Source organism: Mesorhizobium sp. AR07, assembly GCF_024746815.1.
GTDB lineage: Bacteria > Pseudomonadota > Alphaproteobacteria > Rhizobiales > Rhizobiaceae > Mesorhizobium.
Genome location: NZ_CP080525.1, coordinates 4054575 through 4072428 on the forward strand (window position 1 = coordinate 4054575; position 17854 = coordinate 4072428).

19 protein-coding genes, 1 tRNA gene and 1 pseudogene are annotated in these 17854 nt (G+C 63.7%); 11 read left to right on the forward strand and 10 right to left on the reverse strand.

The genetic code is table 11. The annotated features are described in order from the left end of the window. Nucleotide 1 precedes the first annotated feature (1 nt). The 3 genes from BPNPMPFG_RS20640 (at nt 2) to BPNPMPFG_RS20650 (ending at nt 3425) form a co-directional block, all read left to right on the forward strand. Nucleotides 2-1069, forward strand: a complete 1068-nt coding sequence (locus BPNPMPFG_RS20640; RefSeq protein ID WP_258590526.1) for an ABC transporter ATP-binding protein — start codon at nt 2-4, stop codon at nt 1067-1069. A gap of 10 nt (nt 1070-1079) precedes the next feature. Next, nucleotides 1080-1961 (forward strand): MurR/RpiR family transcriptional regulator, encoded by an 882-nt coding sequence (locus tag BPNPMPFG_RS20645; RefSeq protein ID WP_258590527.1) that lies wholly within the window; start codon nt 1080-1082, stop codon nt 1959-1961. Between the two features lie 363 nt (nt 1962-2324). Beyond that, a complete protein-coding gene (locus BPNPMPFG_RS20650; RefSeq protein ID WP_258590528.1) occupies nt 2325-3425 on the forward strand; it encodes an ISAs1 family transposase in 1101 nt (366 codons plus the stop codon). Nucleotides 3426-3587: 162 nt separating this feature from the next. Here the strand turns inward: BPNPMPFG_RS20650 and BPNPMPFG_RS20655 are convergent, their stop codons facing one another. Then, nucleotides 3588-3899 (reverse strand): DUF167 domain-containing protein, encoded by a 312-nt coding sequence (locus tag BPNPMPFG_RS20655; RefSeq protein WP_258590529.1) that lies wholly within the window; start codon nt 3897-3899, stop codon nt 3588-3590. A gap of 13 nt (nt 3900-3912) precedes the next feature. Continuing rightward, nucleotides 3913-4203 (reverse strand): YggT family protein, encoded by a 291-nt coding sequence (locus BPNPMPFG_RS20660; protein WP_091576245.1) that lies wholly within the window; start codon nt 4201-4203, stop codon nt 3913-3915. A gap of 160 nt (nt 4204-4363) precedes the next feature. Here BPNPMPFG_RS20660 and BPNPMPFG_RS20665 point away from each other — a divergent pair. The 6 genes from BPNPMPFG_RS20665 (at nt 4364) to BPNPMPFG_RS20690 (ending at nt 8034) form a co-directional block, all read left to right on the forward strand. Further along, nucleotides 4364-4439: transfer RNA gene (locus BPNPMPFG_RS20665), tRNA-Ala, on the forward strand. Between the two features lie 338 nt (nt 4440-4777). Then, nucleotides 4778-5527 carry a helix-turn-helix domain-containing protein gene (locus BPNPMPFG_RS20670; RefSeq protein WP_258590530.1) on the forward strand — a complete coding sequence of 250 codons (750 nt, stop codon included), beginning with the start codon at nt 4778-4780 and terminating at the stop codon, nt 5525-5527. Between the two features lie 436 nt (nt 5528-5963). After that, on the forward strand, nt 5964-7118 hold the full coding sequence (locus BPNPMPFG_RS20675) for a SagB/ThcOx family dehydrogenase (RefSeq protein ID WP_258590531.1): 1155 nt from the start codon (nt 5964-5966) through the stop codon (nt 7116-7118). Continuing rightward, complete coding sequence (locus BPNPMPFG_RS20680) at nt 7090-7341, forward strand: hypothetical protein (RefSeq protein ID WP_258590532.1); 252 nt, start codon at nt 7090-7092, stop codon at nt 7339-7341. Before BPNPMPFG_RS20675 ends, BPNPMPFG_RS20680 begins: the two co-directional genes overlap by 29 nt. A gap of 4 nt (nt 7342-7345) precedes the next feature. Next, nucleotides 7346-7606, forward strand: coding sequence for a hypothetical protein (locus tag BPNPMPFG_RS20685; protein ID WP_258590533.1), 261 nt, complete (start codon nt 7346-7348; stop codon nt 7604-7606). A gap of 107 nt (nt 7607-7713) precedes the next feature. Further along, entirely contained in the window at nt 7714-8034 is a 321-nt protein-coding gene (locus BPNPMPFG_RS20690; RefSeq protein ID WP_258590534.1) for a hypothetical protein, read from the forward strand. A gap of 160 nt (nt 8035-8194) precedes the next feature. Here BPNPMPFG_RS20690 and BPNPMPFG_RS20695 read toward each other — a convergent pair whose 3' ends face one another. From BPNPMPFG_RS20695 to exbB, 3 genes are read right to left on the reverse strand one after another with little or no spacing between them, the layout of a single operon-like run. Continuing rightward, nucleotides 8195-9136, reverse strand: coding sequence for a TonB family protein (locus BPNPMPFG_RS20695; protein WP_258590535.1), 942 nt, complete (start codon nt 9134-9136; stop codon nt 8195-8197). Continuing rightward, on the reverse strand, nt 9133-9600 hold the full coding sequence (gene exbD / locus BPNPMPFG_RS20700) for a TonB system transport protein ExbD (protein WP_258590536.1): 468 nt from the start codon (nt 9598-9600) through the stop codon (nt 9133-9135). Before exbD ends, BPNPMPFG_RS20695 begins: the two co-directional genes overlap by 4 nt. A gap of 23 nt (nt 9601-9623) precedes the next feature. Further along, nucleotides 9624-10526: a tonB-system energizer ExbB gene (exbB, locus tag BPNPMPFG_RS20705; protein ID WP_258596831.1), complete on the reverse strand. Its 903-nt coding sequence runs from the start codon at nt 10524-10526 to the stop codon at nt 9624-9626. Between the two features lie 356 nt (nt 10527-10882). Between exbB and BPNPMPFG_RS20710 the strand changes: the two genes are divergently transcribed. Further along, on the forward strand, nt 10883-11557 hold the full coding sequence (locus tag BPNPMPFG_RS20710) for a cysteine hydrolase family protein (protein WP_258590537.1): 675 nt from the start codon (nt 10883-10885) through the stop codon (nt 11555-11557). Between the two features lie 15 nt (nt 11558-11572). Here BPNPMPFG_RS20710 and BPNPMPFG_RS20715 read toward each other — a convergent pair. Together BPNPMPFG_RS20715 and BPNPMPFG_RS20720 are read right to left on the reverse strand one after the other, a co-directional pair. Beyond that, a pseudogene (locus BPNPMPFG_RS20715) lies at nt 11573-12515 on the reverse strand (LLM class flavin-dependent oxidoreductase). A 127-nt stretch (nt 12516-12642) separates the two neighbouring features. After that, a complete protein-coding gene (locus BPNPMPFG_RS20720) occupies nt 12643-12798 on the reverse strand; it encodes a hypothetical protein (RefSeq protein WP_258590538.1) in 156 nt (51 codons plus the stop codon). A 290-nt stretch (nt 12799-13088) separates the two neighbouring features. On the opposite strand from BPNPMPFG_RS20720, the gene BPNPMPFG_RS20725 reads away from it, so the two are divergent. Beyond that, nucleotides 13089-13856: an SDR family NAD(P)-dependent oxidoreductase gene (locus tag BPNPMPFG_RS20725; RefSeq protein WP_258590539.1), complete on the forward strand. Its 768-nt coding sequence runs from the start codon at nt 13089-13091 to the stop codon at nt 13854-13856. Between the two features lie 253 nt (nt 13857-14109). Here BPNPMPFG_RS20725 and BPNPMPFG_RS20730 read toward each other — a convergent pair whose 3' ends face one another. From BPNPMPFG_RS20730 to BPNPMPFG_RS20740, 3 genes are all read right to left on the reverse strand, one after another. Next, nucleotides 14110-15054 carry an ABC transporter permease gene (locus tag BPNPMPFG_RS20730; protein WP_258590540.1) on the reverse strand — a complete coding sequence of 315 codons (945 nt, stop codon included), beginning with the start codon at nt 15052-15054 and terminating at the stop codon, nt 14110-14112. Beyond that, nucleotides 15051-16106: an ABC transporter permease gene (locus BPNPMPFG_RS20735; RefSeq protein WP_258590541.1), complete on the reverse strand. Its 1056-nt coding sequence runs from the start codon at nt 16104-16106 to the stop codon at nt 15051-15053. The genes BPNPMPFG_RS20730 and BPNPMPFG_RS20735 overlap by 4 nt, the downstream gene beginning before the upstream one ends. Before the next feature lie 229 nt (nt 16107-16335). Continuing rightward, complete coding sequence (locus BPNPMPFG_RS20740; RefSeq protein WP_258596833.1) at nt 16336-17826, reverse strand: ABC transporter ATP-binding protein; 1491 nt, start codon at nt 17824-17826, stop codon at nt 16336-16338. Between the last annotated feature and the right edge of the window lie 28 nt (nt 17827-17854).

Below are 17854 nucleotides of genomic sequence, written 5' to 3' on the forward strand. Positions count from 1 at the left end.
CATGACCGACGTCGAGTTTCGCGACCTGTCGAAATCGTTCGGGCAGCACAAGATCCTCGAGAACATCAGCCTCGACATCAAGAGCGGCGAGTTCGTCGTGCTGGTCGGGCCGTCCGGCTGCGGCAAGTCGACCTTGCTGCGCATGCTGGCCGGGCTGGAGACGATCACCGCAGGCGACCTGTTGATCGGCGGCGTGCGCGCCAATGAATTGCCGCCGCAGCAGCGCAACATCGCCATGGTGTTCCAGTCCTATGCGCTGTTCCCCCATCTGAAGGCGTCGGACAATATCGGCTTTGGCCCGAAGATCCGCGGCGAGGCGCGCGCCACGGTCGACGCGAAGGTCAAGAAAGCGTCAGGCGTCCTCAACCTCTTCTCCTATCTCGACCGCTACCCCCGCCAGTTGTCGGGCGGCCAGCGCCAGCGCGTCGCCATGGGCCGCGCCATCGTGCGCGAGCCGTCGGTGTTCCTGTTCGACGAGCCCTTGTCCAACCTCGACGCGCAATTGCGCGTGCAGATGCGCGTCGAGATCAAGGCGCTGCACCAGCGGCTGAAATCGACGATCGTCTATGTCACCCACGACCAGATCGAGGCCATGACCATGGCCGACCGCATCGTGGTGATGAACCTGGGCAAGATCCAGCAGGTCGGCGCGCCGCTGGAGCTCTATGACCGGCCGGCCAACAAGTTCGTCGCCAGCTTCCTCGGCTCCCCGTCGATGAGTTTTGTTTCCGGTTCCCTCAAGACATCGCCTGAGAAAACCTGGTTCGAGTCTGCCGGCGGCGGGCGGCTTGCGCTTGCCGGCAGGACGGCGCCGGCTGGCAGTGCGGTGGAAGCCGGCATCCGGCCCGAACATTTTGTCATCGGCGAAGCAGCCGACGCAATGGCGATCAAGGTGGATGTCGTCGAGCCGACCGGCTCCGAAACCCATGTCTATGGCGCCATCGGCACCGATATTGTGCGCGCCGTGTTCCGCGACAGGGTGCCGGTCAGGCCGGGCGACGTGCTGCCGGTGAGCGTCGATCCCGGCAACATCCACCTGTTCGACAAGGCGACGGGCCTGCCCGTATGAAGACACGGACATGAAGACCCCGGCCGACATCATCACGCGCCTGCAACTGATGTCGCAGGACGGCACCAAGTCGGATCGCAAGCTGGCCGGCTTCGTGCTTGCCGACCTCGATTTCGTCTCCAAGGCGGCGATCTCGGAAATTGCCGCGCGCGTCGGCGTCAGCGAGCCGACGGTGACGCGGTTCTGCCGCAACCTCGGTTGCGAGGGCCTGCGCGACTTCAAATTCTATCTGGCGCAGGCCATCGCCATCGGTGGCCAATATCTATCGCCCGAGCCGTTGAGTCGCGACGCCCGCGAGCAGCGCATCGCGTCCGCCATCACCGAAGCGGCGATATCAGCCATCCAGCGCGCCAGCGAAAACCTCGACATGACGACGCTGGTCGCCGTCGCCGCAAGGATCGCCGTTTCCGGCAACGTGCTGTGCATCGGCTCGGGCGGCATTTCGTCGATGATGGCGACCGAAATGCAGAACCGGCTGTTCAGGCTGGGCGTGTCGGTGCTGGCACAGATCGACGGACAGCTGCAGCGCATGTACGCCGCCGTCGCCACCACAGACACCACGCTGATCGCCTTTTCAGTGTCCGGCTATGCGCGATCGGTCATCGATGCGGTGCAAGTCGCCCAGCAATATGGCGCCACCACCATCGCCATCACCCCGCCGGACTCGGCGCTCGCCAAGGTCGCCGACACGGTCATCCATTTCCAGTCGCTGGAAGACGGCAACATCTACAAGCCGACCTCGTCGCGCTATGCGCTGCTGTCGATCGTCGACATGATCGTCACATCGGTCGCCGAGACGCGCGGACCAAGGGTTCTGGAAAACCTGCGCCGCATCAAGCAGAGCGTCAACACGTTGAAAGTCGACGATCCGCGTTTGCCGCTGGGGGATTGAAAGCCCGAGTTGGCTTGCGCCGCTCCAATGGTGCCGTCCGCGGCTGGGGTGGCGATCCTTCGCGCCCCCCTCTGCCCTACCGGGCATCTCCCCCACGAGGGGCAGAGCAATCGCATATGGGAAGCCAAGGCTTTCGTTCTACGATTACCCCCACCCCTAACCCTCCCCACAAGGGGGAGGGAGACTTCCGTAGGCGCTGATCTCGGCAAACTACCCAAGTTCGACGCTGAGTATGATGGACAAAGGCGCGCGGCAGCATTCCCTCCCCCTTGTGGCAGGGGAATCGCATTTGAGTAAAAGTAGGTCTTGCGGACTGTGGAAAGGTTGATTCTTTAGGGGCTTTGTCTTTGAAGGAGAGGCCCAATGCCATTGCTGCTTTCGATTTTGCGGGAAGTACAAGACCCGCGTGACGTCAACGCGCGTCATGATCTGGCGGAGCTTCTGTTTTTGGCCTTGGCTGCGACGTTGTGCGGCGCCAAAAGCTGCGTGGATATTGCCGATTTCGTCGAGGGTCAGGAAGAAGAGCTGAAAGAGATCGTGGTGCTGGAGCATGGCTGTCCGAGCCACGACACGTTCAGCCGGGTGTTTCGACTTCTCGATGCCGATGAGCTTGCGCGCAGCTTTGCCGGCTTCATGGCGGCGCTGCGCCAAACGCTCGGACTTTCGCCGCCACGCGGCGTGGTGGCAGTCGACGGCAAGGCGTTGCGGCGCGGCTATGCGAAGGGGCGGGCTTTCATGCCACCTTTGGTGGTGAGCGTGTGGGACGCCGAGACGAGGCTGTCGATTGCCGCTGCCCGCGCGCCTGAGGGCGACGAGGTCAAAGCCACGCTGGATCTTCTGAAGAGCTTGGATTTGAAGGGCTGTACAGTGACGGCCGATGCGCTGCACTGCCGCCCCGACACCGCCAAGGCGCTGATCGGCAAGAAGGCGCATTATGCGCTGGGGCTGAAGCCCAATCGTCCCAAGCTGTTTGCCGCGGCCGAACGAAGCTTCGCCCAAGCCGGCGAGATCGCGTTCTTTGAGACCAGCGACAGCGCGCATGGCCGCACCGAGACGCGAAGGGCTTCGGTCCTGCCGCTCAAGCGGCTGCTCGACCTGCCGGGCTTTCCCGGCCTCAAGGCGATCGGACGCATTGAGGCCTCTCGCAGCGTGGCAGGCGGCAAATCCAGTACCTCCGTGCGCTATGTCGCGCTCTCCAAAGTGCTTACCCCTAAAAGACTGGCCGAGACGCTCAGAGCACATTGGACAATCGAGAACCAGTTGCATTGGAGCCTCGACGTCGTCTTCCATGAGGACGACGCTCGCTCCCGCAAGGACAACGCCCCGCAAAACCTCGCCGTCATCAGACGCCTCGCGCAAAACATCTTGCAAGCCCATCCTCTCGACAAACCCATCGCAAGCAAAATGCGCAGAGCCAGATGGAACAAAGACTTCTTCTTCCAGCTCTTTACTCATATGCGATAGCCCTGCCCCTTGTGGGGAGGGTTAGGGTGGGGGTCCTTCTTCGCAAGAACCCATATGCGATAGCCCTGCCCTCGTGGGGGAGATGTCCGGCAGCACAGAGGGGGGCGCTGTCCCGCCAACATCTCGAGATTCTATACGACCGCAGCGCGCCAGATTCTCGACTTAGCCGTAGAGCGCCTCAATGCTTTTGACCAAAATCGCCGGATCGCCTGAAATGCGCACAGTCTTCAGCCGGGCGGTGCCGCCGGCGACGATCGAAACGGCGGACGCTGGCACGCCCAGCGCCTTGGCCAGCAAACGTTCGAGCGCCTGATTGGCGGCGCCGTTTTCCGGCACGGCCCGGACGCGGGCCTTCAGGTGGCTTCGCCCGTCTGCCGAGGATTCGACGCCTTCGAGCCTGTCCAACGCAGCCTTTGGCGTCAGCCGCACGAACAAATCAATGCCGTTTTCGCGCAGGCGAAACGGCGTGCTCACGGAGATTACCGGCTCAGACGACCAGCGACAGCACGGTGGTAAGCAGGAACTGCCGCAGGAAGAACAGGATCAAAAGCAGGATGATCGGCGAGATGTCGATGCCGCCAAGGTCCGGCATGAAGCGGCGGATCGGCCGCAACGCCGGCTCGGTCAGCCGATACAGCATGTTGCCGATGCTGCCGACGAACTGATTGCGCGAGTTGACGACGTTGAAGGCGTAGAGCCAGGAAAAGATCGCCGAGGCGATGATGACCCACCAATAGAGGTCAAGCGCCATGACGATTGTTTGAATGAGGGCGATCATGCCGGTCTCCAATTGTTGCCGACATGTAGCCATTGCACGCGAAACCGGCAAGGGCCGCCTTCCGCGATGCGCCGGATCGACGCCCGGCGGCTGCGGATTTCGGCAAGACGCCGCCTTGACAGGAAAGCGCGGCGCCCGATAAATGCGCCATCCGCTGGACGGGGCTGTAGCTCAGCTGGGAGAGCGCGTCGTTCGCAATGACGAGGTCAGGAGTTCGATCCTCCTCAGCTCCACCAGCGGAATAATCGATTTTTTTGCTCTCCCCGAGAAGAGCAATGCACCAGGCCGGCCTTGGTTCGCCGGCCGGCGATAATTGTTGTGCCAGCGCGCCTTCGAAGGCCGCGGCGCAATACTGCGCCGTCGCCTCGCGATATCCGATAAAACTGTTGTCAATTGGACTTATGGCCGAAGCCGTCCGTTAATTGTTATCGTTTTTTTTGGAAGCCGCCCCGTTAGATTGGCCTTACCAAATCAGTTTTTCTGTGCGTTGTGGCAAGGCGTTTCGGCGGGGGCGACCGAAGGCGCTATATGGATTTCGAGTCGAAATGAAGAATCCCCCCGCGGAAGCAAAGACGTGTCAATTCGCGAGAATATCGCTGCAAATCTTAGACGACTCTGCAAGGACCATGCCTCCGTAAGCGCGGTGTGCCGTGAGCTGGGCATCAACCGCACGCAGTTCGAACGCTACCTGCAAGGACAGACCGTTCCCAACAAGGCCACCGCCAAGCTGATATGCGACTACTTCCGGATCGATGAAGCCGAGCTGTACCGGGATCCCGGTGTGCCCGAACCCAGGGTCCCCGGCTTGCCGCCGGTTTCCGAGAGCCTGTTCAACCAGATGATCCGCCCTCCCAGCCCATCGATCGCGGGCGGCACCTATTTTACCTATTTTTCGATCCCGGCCCGCCCCGACCTGTTGATGCGGTCGGTGACCTTCGTACGACGCGAAGCCGAGCTGGTCACCTTCAGAAGGGTTACCGGATGGTCGGAACGCCGGGGATCGACATGGGCGCGGGCGCGCGGCAACCACTACGGGGTGGCGATCTCGCGTCTGAACTGGATCTATTTCAGCGGCATCAATCGCCGCCAGACCGGCGAACCGTCACTGATCTCCGTGCAGTGGGCTCCCATCTCCGAACCGGTGCTGACGGGCAAGGCCATGCTTCTGACGGAGGTCGGGCCGGCATTCGTGTCCGTCATCATGCGGCGCGACATCGCCAATATCCGCCCGAGGGATGCCATCAGCATGGCACATGTCATCAGGCTCGACGATCCGAGCGTCGACCAACTGGTCGTCAGCCTGACCCGGGACGGGGTGGGCTAACCCGCTCGCTCGCCGCGACTTACGCTAAATGAGAATAAGAATACACCGAAAAAGCGTATGCCGCCGATTGTCTACTCTGCATTTGAATAAAATCGATATTTTACACTTTGTCGACAAGAAAAGATAATTCGGCCGGCGAGCTTTGTAGCGGCGTTTTACTGCGATTTTAACAAACCATTAACCCTTTCGACCTTACCTTTCTTGCTGTGGATCCCGGTTTTTGGGGTCTTTCAACAGATCCCAGTGGGGGTCAAGAGAGGGATGAAAATGGCCAAGAAAGTGAATACCGCTCCGAAGCTGACGATTGCCGCTGGCACGCAGACCGTCTTCTTTTCGCAGGGCATGCACTACAACAAGCGCTGAAATCGTTCGGCGCCGGCGAGCGATTCTGCTTGCCGGCGCTTCAGCTCGGCAGGTGGCATTCAGCATCATGAAAATGCGCTCTTCGAAAACGCTGGTTTTCTATCCCGGACCGAACAAGGTCACGGCATGCAATTTCCTGACCAGAAGCGTGTTTGAATGCAGCCCCGAGATGATCGGTCTTCTTTCATCATGGGACCAGTGGGCATCGACGGCGGATATCGCCCGCGCTCACGGATGGTCGAAATCCGAGCTGATGGCCGTCGTGCCCCGGTTGCTCGATTTTTCCGCCCTGGTTACCGCCGGATCGCTGCTGGCCGAACAGGAGGAACGGTTCTCCGGGCAATGGAGCTGGGGCCTTCCGACCGCGCTGATGCATTTCTGTGTCCAGGACAGCGAGTTCATGACCATCGAGCAAGCGGAAGAGCGGCAGATCGAACGCGCCGGCCACACGCCGCAGCCTGACCTCATGCTCAAGAACTCTCCCGGCGCCATCCGGTTGCCGAACCCACTGGACGGCAATCAACTTCTCGCCCTGATGGCACGGCGCCGCACCAACCGCACGACGGCCACGCCCACCATCACGGCCAAGCAGCTTTTCGACTGCCTGTTCGCGGGCATGGGCATTACCGGCGAGACCAGCAACTGCGTCGGTGCCCTGCCGCTTGGCATGACCCCTTCCGGCGGTGCGAGAAATCCCTACGAGGCCTATGTGGTCGCGCTTGGCGTCGATGGCCTCGAGCCCGGCGTCTATCACTATTCCGCCGCCGATCACGACCTTGGCCGGATTTCCGCAAACCACCTGCCGAAGATCTCCGAACTGGTCGGCGGGCAGGAGTGGGCGGACGCCATGCCGTGCCTGGTCCTGCTTTGTGCGAAGCTTGATCGCACGATGTGGAAGTATGAGGACGCCAACGCCTATCGTGTGGTGCTGATCGAAGCCGGCCATATCGGCCAGAACATCATGCTGGCGGCGACCAATCATGGCCTGTCGGCATGCCCCACCGCCGCGCTCAGCCATTCGGCGATCAAGTGCCTGTTCGGTCTCGATCGCCTCACCGACGCACCCATCTATGCCTTGACCCTCTCTACCCGCAGACATGCCCGCCTGCAACGGGCCAAACGATCAATTAGCCGACCAAGCATGTTCTCAATGGCCAGTAACGCGTTCTTTGAGTTCTACCAGATGACAGGAGCAGCACGTGTCAAATCAGTCCTTACGCCAGTCTGAGATCGATAGCCTTCAATACATCTCGTCGATGACCAACGAGCTGGTGCAGATGGCCGAAGCAAGCCGTTTTCCCATGATCTCCTATCTGCTGGGCATGGCCTATGCCGAAGCCTTCGACGTTCTTCGCGGCGCACGGCCGGCCAGGCATGCGCAGATCAGCCGCAATCCGCTGCACCCCAAGGCGCAGGCAAGAGACAGTCGTGCCCAGCCAAGGAGAGCGTAGCGACATGCAATCGTCAGCCGCATGCGCGACGGCAGGCTCGACTTCCCTGCCGAACCGGTGGGAAACGCTGTGCGCGCTGCAAAGCCTGCTGCCGCTGCTGAAGAAAGCCGCCACGGATCTTGGCCGTGACGACATGGTCTACTGGTTCGAGCAGACCGATGCCGAGGTCGCCAACGTCATCAGGGGCCGGCCACCCGATGCCGCCGTGATCCCGGCCTTGCTCGCATCCAGCCCGCGGAACCGGCATCCGGCGGCGTGGACCTAGGCGGATCAGAACCCCTGAACTCGCTCTAACCATTTGTTTTTTGCGCAAAATGCTAGCGGAAAGCCACTGCCGCCATTCCAAGAATTGCTCCTGGGGGACCTCGCACCATGAACATGATTGCCAATATCAAGAGCGTCGACACCAGGGACAGCATTTTCAGCCGGCTTGACACCTTGATCGGCAGGCGCCCGCCATCGCCAGATGCCGCGCGGGTCGAAGCGCGACAGCTCGTCGCAATGGCAATTGCGACGAGCTGCCAGGCCGACAGCCTCTGGGGGGCGGTGGACGCCTTTCACGCCCACTTTGACTTCATGATGCAGACCATCGAGATCAACGGCGCCGACGACCCCAACCTCGGCATCCTGCGCTCGAAATGCCGCTTCTATCTCGAACAGGTCGAGGCCCTCTGCATGTCGCTGAGCTACTGAGGAACCGGGTCTGCTCCAAGGTCAGTTGAGATTCAGGTCAGGCTGAGCCGAAAATGGTGATTTCCGAGAACCGGAACGGAGCGTACTTTTGGGTACGTGAGTACCGGAAGCGCAGGAAACCGCCATTTGCAGGCCGGCCTCACCTGAATATCGGCAGAGCTTAGTTGCGCAGGCTGAACACGAACGGCGCCGTGCGGCTTTGGCGCGCGCCGAGTTCCGGCGGCGGTGCCGGCACCGTGGCGCCTTGCAGCACGGCGAGTGCCGCTCGATCGAGATCGGCATCGCCTGAGGAGCGCGTGAGCCTGGCAGACAGGACCCGGCCGGACGAGTCGACCGTGAAGGCGACATAGGGCCTGCCTTCCACGCGTCGGGCCCTGGCCGAACTGGGATAGCGCGTGTGCCGCTTGATCCAGGCGCCGAGACGGGAGTCCCATTTGCTGGAATCGCCGGATCGCGACGCTTCCGAAGACTTCGGCGCGGCTGTCCTGGTCGCTGGCTTCGCATCGGCACTGGCGACGCTTGCCGTCTTGGGTGGCGCCGCCTTCTCCTTCATCAGTCGCGGCCTGGGCTTGTCGACAGGCTTCCTGGCCTTGACCTCGACCGGTTTCTTGTCCCTAGGCGTCTCCAGCGGTTTGGGTTGCGGCAATGGAATGACCGCGTCGGGTGCCACAGCCTCTGCAATATCCGGGACGACCTCATCCGGCGGCGGCTGGTTGACCTGTTCAGCCGCCTCGGTCCGGGTGGGTTCGATCTCGTCGGGCGGGACCGCTTCCGGCTGCTCGACGACCAGCTCCGCCTTCTCGACCGGTTCTTCGGGCGTTGGCCCGGTCGTCGGCGTCGGCTCGGCCTGATCTGATGTCACCGCGTCCAGCGCGGCAATTTGTTCCTCGACGGCCGGCATAGCCACCATCGGCGCCATCTCGATCATCTGGGCCGGTGGCGGGCCGCCGTCTGCTTCGTCGATCATGCTGAAGTTCTGCACGGCATAGGCGACCGCGACATGGGCTCCAAGGACCAGCGCGGCCGCACCCGCCCACAAGCCGAGGTCGCGCCAGCGCAAGCGCGCCAACTCGACCGAGGGCAAGGCCGCCGCTTGCATCATGGCGCCGACTCTCCGCTGGCGGCTGGCGCTGGTGCCTCTGCCGCCGGAGCCGTCTCCAGCCCGACCAGCGCGATCTTCAGATAGCCGGCACCGCGCAGCAGGTTCATCGCCTCCATCAGGTCGCCATAGGCGACCGCCCTGTCGGCGCGCAGGAAGATGCGCGTCTGCTTGTCGCCCTTTGTCCTGCTGTCCAGCATGGCGGCGAAAGCCGGGCGTGGCACGCCGTCATTGCCGATCGTCAGCGTCAGATCGTCCTTCAGTGTCAGGAACAGCGGCGTTTCCGGCCGCGGCGCGGGCGTTGCGGTCGAGCCGGGCAGATCGACATTGACATCCACCGTCGCCAGCGGCGCCGCGACCATGAAGATGATCAGCAGCACCAGGATGACATCGATGAACGGGGTGACGTTGATCTCGTGGCTTTCCTCGAGATCGTCGTCCATGGTCTGCCGGATTCTGCTTGCCATGGCCTTGCTCCGCTAGTCCGCCATCATTCCGCCGCCAGCGCCTTTGCCGGCGCGACGGTGCGAAAGTCGAGGTCGCGGCTGACCAGCCGTTCGACGCCCGCCGAGGCATCGGCAAGGATCTGCCGGTAGCCGGCTATCGAGCGCGCGAAGACGTTGTAGATGACGACGGCCGGTATCGCGGCGACGAGGCCCATCGCCGTGGCCAGCAGGGCTTCGGCGATGCCCGGTGCGACGACGGCGAGATTGGTGGTCTGCGCCTGCGAGATGCCGATGAAGGCGTTCATGATACCCCAAACGGTGCCGAACAGGCCGACGAAGGGCGCGGTCGAGCCGATCGTCGCCAGCACGCCGGTGCCGCGCGAGATGCGCCGCGACGCCGCCGCCTCGATGCGCGACAGCCGCGAGGTGACCCGTTCCTTCAGCCCGTCCCCGCAGACATGATCGAGCGCACCGGCCGAAAGTGTCGTCTCCTCCTCGGCCGCCCGCACCAGAAGCGCGCCGGGGCCGCCGCCGCGGTCGAGCGCGCGGCTAGCCTGCTTCAATGTGGCGGCATCGCCGATCGCCCGCACGGCGCGGCGGATGCGCAGCTTGCCGCCAAAAATCTCCAGCGATTTGGCCAGCCATATCGTCCAGGTGACGAGGGAGGCAAAGGCCAGTCCGATCATCACCGCCTTGACGATGACATCGGCCGCCATGAACATGCCCCATGGCGACAGATCATGCGGCAAGGTCAGCTCCATCGCCGTTGAAGGTCCGGCCTGTGTGTTCGGCTGGGCGCGTACCGGTGCGGCCGGCGTTGGCGCGGTGGGAGCAGCGGGCGCCTCGATCGCGGGCGCGGTACCGGCCGGTTGCTCCTGGGCCGTCGCACTGCCGGCCGACAGGATCACGGATGCGACCAACGCCGCCAACAAACCATTTCTCGACAACAGCCCCTTCCTACAGCGGAAGGCCGTCTGGGCATCAACTCCAGCCACGGTCATGGCTCTTCTCCAGTGCGGCCGCCCGCATTTCCAGATTCCGGCTTTGGGCAAGCCGATGCCCGGTTGACTATGAAACATGACATTACTAGTCAACATTGAAGACGACTGCAACGCTCAACAAATCGTCGCGGCCGTCAACAGGCGCGAAATTCGAAACAGATGGTGCACCGGATGATCGCTGGACATGGACCATTGCGGCAGGATGGGCCGCTGGAGATCATGTTCAAACACTGAGCCACCCGGTTCCACCGGGACGGAACAGACTCTAATGTCTGTTGTCTGTGCAAGGCAGGGAGCCAGGGATGATCACGGCAACACCTTTCGACTTCCCCTATGACGGCAGGCTGATCGCTGAAAACACCGCGCTCGTCGTCATCGACCTGCAGCAGGATTTCCTGTCGACGACAGGCTATTTTGCAAGACAGGGATATGACCCTTCCCCGCTAAGGGCGATCCTGCCGACCGTAAGCCGGCTGATCACGGCCGCCCGCAAGGCGGGCATCAGGATCGTCCATACGAGGCAGGGCTATCGGGCTGACATGGCCGACATGACGCCTTACGAGAAATGGCGCCGCAAGCGCGCCGGTCTCGAAGGCACCGAAATCCTGCTTCGCTCAGGCCCGGGTTTCCAGATCGTTCCGGAGATCGATGTCGCGCCGCAGGACATCATCGTCGACAAGACCTGCAACAGCGCCTTCACCTATACGGATTTCGAGCTTGTCCTGCGCGCTCAAGGCATCACGCATCTGCTGTTTTCCGGATGCACGACGGATGTCTGCGTCCACACCACGCTGCGCGAGGCCTGCGACCGCAACTTTCAGTGCCTGACGATCTCCGATGCCTGTGCCAGCGGCGACCAAAAGGCCCACGAGGCGGCGCTTCACATGGTGACGGTCGAGGACGGCGTTTTCGGCGCGTTGGCGGAGTCGAGCGCCGTTATCGCGGCGCTGTCACGGCTGAGTGGCGCGAAAGGTTGATTCCAGGACACCTTTTCAGCCCGCGGCGCGCGTCTCCGGGCGAGACGCATACGCCCCAGGCTGAAATGCGTCGGTTTCCCGACGCGCCAGGGAGTTGCGCAGCAGGGCGATCGTTTCACGGCCGACGGTCGCGATCTCGCGCGGCGTGTCGACGCCGACAATCATGAATTCATCGATCCCGAGAGCAGCATAGGCAAGCAGCGACAAAGCGGCCTGGGCCGGCGGCCCGGCAACGTCAACCGCCTTGTGACCGGTAGCGGTAACACCGTGGTGAATCCTGACCGGAAGAGCAAAGCGCAGCTTGCCGGCGCGGCCGTGTTCGGCGGCGGCGCCGCGCACCCGTTCCATCAGCTGCCGGACCTCGTCGATCGAACCCGGCGCCAATTCGAAGACATCGGCATGCCGGCCGGCCACCTTGAGCAGCCGTTCCGGACTGCCCGCCCATGCGGATGGCTAGGTCGGCGCCGTGCGGACCCTTGCGCGGCACATAGCCGCCCTTGATGCTGTAGAACGCGCCTTCATGATCAAACGGCCGGTCGTTCGACCACAGCCGCTTCAGCAGCACCAGATACTCGTCGATGCGCTGCCAGATGACCGTGTGCCCGACTGGCCGCGTTTCGGCATCGTCATCGTTCAGCGGTTCGCTGATCATCCTGAGCGCCAGCCGTCCACCGCTTTTCCTGTCGATCGACGCCAGCTGGCGGGCCGCCACCGTCGGCTCGACCACGCCCGCCCAGTGGGTGAGCACCACTTCCAGCGACGAGGTGCGGTCCAGCACCTGGGCGGCGAGATCCATGTTGGTCAGCAGCCCGGCCGTATCGTCGACGACGATCTTCCGGAAGCCGCCGTCCTCGATCAGTCCAAGCTTGGTCGCGGTCTCGGCAAAATCGTAGAAGAAGGGAACAGCGGCACCGGCGGGATGGGTCTTTCCGGGAACATGCGTGAACTCGATCGGCATTGCCATCTCCTCCATCACTGGAATCATTGATGCGGCGAACCACCAGCCGCGCGCAAGCGCACCGGGGATCCGGTTCATTCAACTCCGATTGCCTGAAAGGGCAGCTAACCCCGGTCGATCCGGCGACTCAGGGAATAAGACCCAGGACAACTGCCCCGGTGAACACAAACGCAAGGGCAAAGACGAGATAGGCGAAGGCACCGGCATAGGCCGGGCGAAAGGCTTGGGCATTGGCCAGCCTCTGGCCATCGCGATCCGTCTGAGCGTTCTGGATATAGGACATATCGACCTCCGTCTCGCCGGTTAATCTATAAAACTTGTAGACTTTGTCGATTGCTATTTTTGGGCGATAGGCAGAACAATTTTCTCATGACTGACCGAAAATTGGCAACAACTTGCTGAGACGGCGTGTTTTGGCCGCCGAGTGACATGGCCTGCTTGCACCGCTCCAGACCTTGAATGGACCTATGGCCTTGTCCTTGCTGCACCCACTTCATGCATTGGCCGCCTGAAGCGCGCAGGATAGCATCGCCCGACCAGCACAAGCGAAATCGTCCAACAGGGAGCGGAAAAATGGGCACGAGACTGGCCGGCAAGGTCGCCATCATTTCGGGTGGCGCGACGGGAATGGGCGGTGCGGCCTCGGAGCTGTTCGCCGCGGAAGGCGCCAAGGTGGCGATCATCGACCGCAATGGCGAGGCGGCCGCCGCCACCGCGGCGACGATCCGCGCGCGGGGGCATATAGCCGAACATTGGGTGGCCGACGTTTCCGACGAAGCGCAGGTCGAGGCCGCCGTGAAGGGCGCGACTGAAAAATTCGGTCCCGTCACCGTCCTGTTCAACCATGCCGGCACCATCGTGATAAAGCCGTTCCTGGAGACGACGGTGCAGGAATGGGACTGGCTGCATGCCGTCAATGTGCGCTCGATGTTCCTGATGACGCGCGCCGTGCTGCCCAGCATGATATCAGCCGGCGGCGGCTCGATCGTCTGCACCTCGTCGATCTCGGCGGTGGCGGCGACGCCGATGGAGGTGCTCTACGACACCACGAAGGGCGCCTGCCACATGTTCGCGCGCGCCATCGCCGTCGAGTTCCGCGACCGCAACATCCGTTGCAACGCGGTCTGCCCCGGGTTCATCCGCACGCCGCACGGCCTGCGCGAGGTTGCCGACCTCGGCCGGCTCGGCGTCGATGTCTCCGACGCGGCATTGGCGGCGCAGCAGGGCCGGATCGGCGAGCCGGAAGAGGTGGCCAAGGCGGCACTCTACCTGGCCAGCGACGAGGCCAGCTTCGTCAACGGCACGCATCTGTTCGTCGACAACGGCTTTACCGCGATGTGAGGCTTTCCGGCGAAGCCGGCGACGCATTGGACCGCAGGCCCGGGTGGCATACTGGCGCCTGCCTTGAAGGATGCGGGTTCCTCGCCCCCACGGAAGTGGGGGAGAGGTGGCTCGGCGAAGCCGAGACGGAGAGGGGGAAAGGCTCGGCCTTCCGTTCGGAGGGAACTCACCAGCGTGGCGGCCCCCTCTCCGACCGCTTCGCGGCCACCTCTCCCCCGTTTCACGGGGGCGAGGAACTCAAGCCGAGCCGCGCCTATCGCTCTTCCCGGCGGAACGGCTTGAGCAGCGCCGATGGCGCCACCGCGTTGCGCGACATCACCGCCATCGCAACGATGGTGAAGATGAAGGGCAGCATCAGGAACGCCTCGTAGGGGATGTGCCCGAGCCCGCTCGCCTGCATGCGCAATTGCAAGGCATCGACAAAGGCGAACAGCAGCGCCGCGCCCGCCGAGCGCCATGGATCCCAACGGCCGAAGACGACCAGCGCGATCGCCACCCAGCCGCGGCCGGACACCACGCCGAAGGTGAAGGCGTTGAACTGCGCCATCGACAGGAAGGCGCCGGCCAGCCCCATCAGCGCACCGCCGAGAATGACCGCCTGGAAGCGCGTCGCGATGACGCTGACGCCGGCCGAGTCGGCGGCGCGCGGGTTTTCGCCGACCATGCGCACCGACAGGCCCCAGGGCGTGCGGTAGAGCACGAAGGCGGCCAGCGGAATGGCAAGGATCGCCATGTAGACCAGCGCAAACTGATTGAACACCGCCGGCCCGAGCACCGGAATGCTGGAGAGGACCGGGATAGGCAGCGTTTCGAACCCCTTGATAGCAGGCGGCACCGACTGCTGGCCGAAGATCAGCCGGTAGAGGAAATAGGCAAGGCCCGACGAGAACAGGGTGACACCAATGCCGCAGACATGCTGGCTGAGGCCGAGTGCCACCGTGAACAGCGCATGCAGCGCGCCCATCAGCATGCCGGTCAGCACGGCCGCCAGAACCCCAAGCCACAAGCTGCCGCTGAGGCTGGTGGCGGTGAAGCCGGTCATCGCCGAGAGCAGCATGATGCCCTCGATACCGAGATTGAGCACGCCGGCGCGCTCGGAGAACATTTCGCCGAGCGTCGCGAAAGCCAAAGGCGTGGCGATGCGGATGATGGCGGCGAGGAAGCCAACCTGAAAGATCTGTTCGAACACGGCGCTCATCGGATGGCTCCGACACGGCGGATGCGATAGGCGGTGAACAGCAGCGCCACCAGCATGGCGAGCAGCGCGGTGCCCTGGATGACATCGCTGAGGAAGGCCGGCACGCCGGTGGCGCGCGACATCGCCTCGGCGCCGGTCATCACCGCGGCGAGGAAGATCGCGGCTGGCACGACGCCGAGCGGGTTCAGCCGCGCCAGCATGGCAACGACGATGCCGGAATAGCCATAGCCCGGCGAGATGTCGCTCATCACCTGGAAATGCACGCCGCCGACCTCGCCGACCCCGGCCAGGCCGGCCAGCGCGCCGGACAGCAGCGCGGTCGAGATCAGCACGCGCTCGACATGGATGCCGCCATAGCGCGCGGCTTCGGGATTCTCGCCGGTGACCCTGATCCGGAAGCCGAGCGTCGTGCGCACGATCAGGAACCAGATCAATGGTGCCGCGATCAGCGCCACGACGACGCCGAGATGCAGCCGCGTGCCTTCGAGCAGCACCGGGAAGTTGGCCGAATCCTCGATCGGCGGCGAGATCGGATAGCCGCTGAAACTGTCCTTCCACGGCCCTTCGATCAGCGCCATCAGCGCATAGTAGATGACCGAGTTGAGCAGCAGCGAGCTGACCACGTCATCGACCTTGAATTTCACCCGCAGCGTCGCCGGCACCAGGGCAACGGCAGCTCCGGCGGCGGCCCCAGCCACCGCCATCAAGAACATGGCGAGTGGCCCCGGCATCGGGATCGCGCCGACAAAGCAGCTGGCCACCGCGCCGGCCAGCAACTGCCCCTCGGCGCCGATGTTCCAGAACTTTGCCCGGAAGGCGACGGCCACCGCCAGCCCGGTGAAGATCATCGGCGCGGCGCGCACCATCGTTTCGGTGATCGCATAGCTGTCGCCGAGCGAGGCCGTGAACATCACGCCATAGGCCTCGAGGACGCCGGCGCCGGCCAGCGCGATGAGGCCGCTGCACAGGACAAGCGTCGCCCCGATCGCCAGCAGCGGCAAGGCGAGATTGAACCAGGCGGGCGTCGAGGTGCGGACTTCCAGGCGAAACATCAGCTGTGACCCACGCTACCGAGCCCATAGCATAACGTTTCTTGCGAAGAAGGACCCCAACCCCTAACCCCTCCCCACAGGGGGGAGGGGGACTCCCGTAGGCGCGGACCACAGCAGATAGCAGACGTCTCGGCACTAAGGATGAGCAAAGGCGCGCGGCAGCGTTCCCCTCCCCCCTGTGGGGAGGGGTTAGGGGTGGGGGTCAGCCTTACCAAAAAGTCCATCTGCTCTAGGCCCTCCCCTCCGCCCCGGTCATCATCAGGCCGAGCCGTGCCACCGTCGCATCGGCGCTGACGAGCGTGCCGACGATGCGGCCCTCATACATCACCGCGATGCAGTCGCAGAGCACCAGCAGCTCTTCGAGATCCTCGCCGATGACGACGATGCCGCAGCCCTTGGCACGCATGTCGAGGAACTTTTCGTGGATGAAACGGGCAGCGCCGATGTCGAGGCCGCGCGTCGGCTGCGACACGATCAGCACCTTCGGATCGAAGGCGAGCTCGCGCGCCAGCAGCGCCTTCTGGAGATTGCCGCCGGACAGCGCCCCGGCTCGGGTCATCGGTCCGGGGCAGCGTATGTCATAGGCCTTGATCTGCGCCTCGGCGAAGGCGCGGATCGCCTCCGGCTTGAGCAGGCCCTTGCTGCTGAAGGCATCGGTGCCGATGCGCGGCAGCACCATCGAATCGGCGAGCGGCAGGTTGGTGACGAGCCCCGTCGTCATGCGGTCTTCCGGGATGCGGCCGAGACCCAGCGCCTGCACCTCGCGCGGCGAAAACCGCGACACTTTCTGGCCGGCGATCGTCATCTGGCCGGCATCGGGCACGCGCACGCCGGAAATCACTTCCGCCAGGGCGCGCTGGCCATTGCCCGAGACGCCGGCAATGCCGAGGATCTCGCCGGCGCGGACGGCAAGCGATACGTCGCGCAGTGGTGTGCCGGAATGCTGCGATGTCGAGATGCCGTCGAGCGTCAGCACCGCCGCGCCGGGCGTCGAGGGCCCCCTCGCCGGCGGCACGATCTCGTGGCCGCACATCAACTCTGCCATCGCGGCCGATGTCGTGTTGGCGGGATCGTCAACCCGGCCGGCGACGCGGCCGTGCCGCAGCACCGTGCAGCGATGGGTCAGCGCCCGCACTTCGTTGAGCTTATGCGAGATGAAGATGATGCCGAGGCCCTGCGCCGCCATCGACCGCAACGCCGAAAACAGCCCGTCGACCTCTGTTGGCGCCAGCACCGCCGTCGGCTCATCGAGGATCAAGAGCCTGGCGCCGCGAAACAGCGCCTTGACGATTTCAAGCCGCTGCTGCTCGCCGACCGACAGCGCCGAGACCGGCAGGTCGGGATCGAGCGTCAGCCCATGCTGGCGGCCGATCTCCGCCAGCCGCGCCAGCCCGCCGGCGCGGTCGATCCGTCCCGATCTGCCGGGAATGCCGATCAAAAGGTTTTCCAGCACCGTCAGCCTTGGCGCCAGATGGAAATGCTGGTGCACCATGCCGATACCGGCGGCCAGCGCATCGGCCGAACTGGTGATCCGCACCGGCTTGCCCTGGATGAGGATTTCGCCGGCGTCGGGCGCATAGGCGCCGAACAGCACGTTCATCAGCGTCGTCTTGCCGGCGCCGTTCTCGCCCAGTAGCCCGAGGATTTCGCCGGGTGCTACGCTGAGATCAACGGCCTCGTTCGCCTTGACAGTGCCAAAGCTCTTGGTGATGCCGCGCATTTCGATGAGTGGGGCGGGCGTCGGCAAG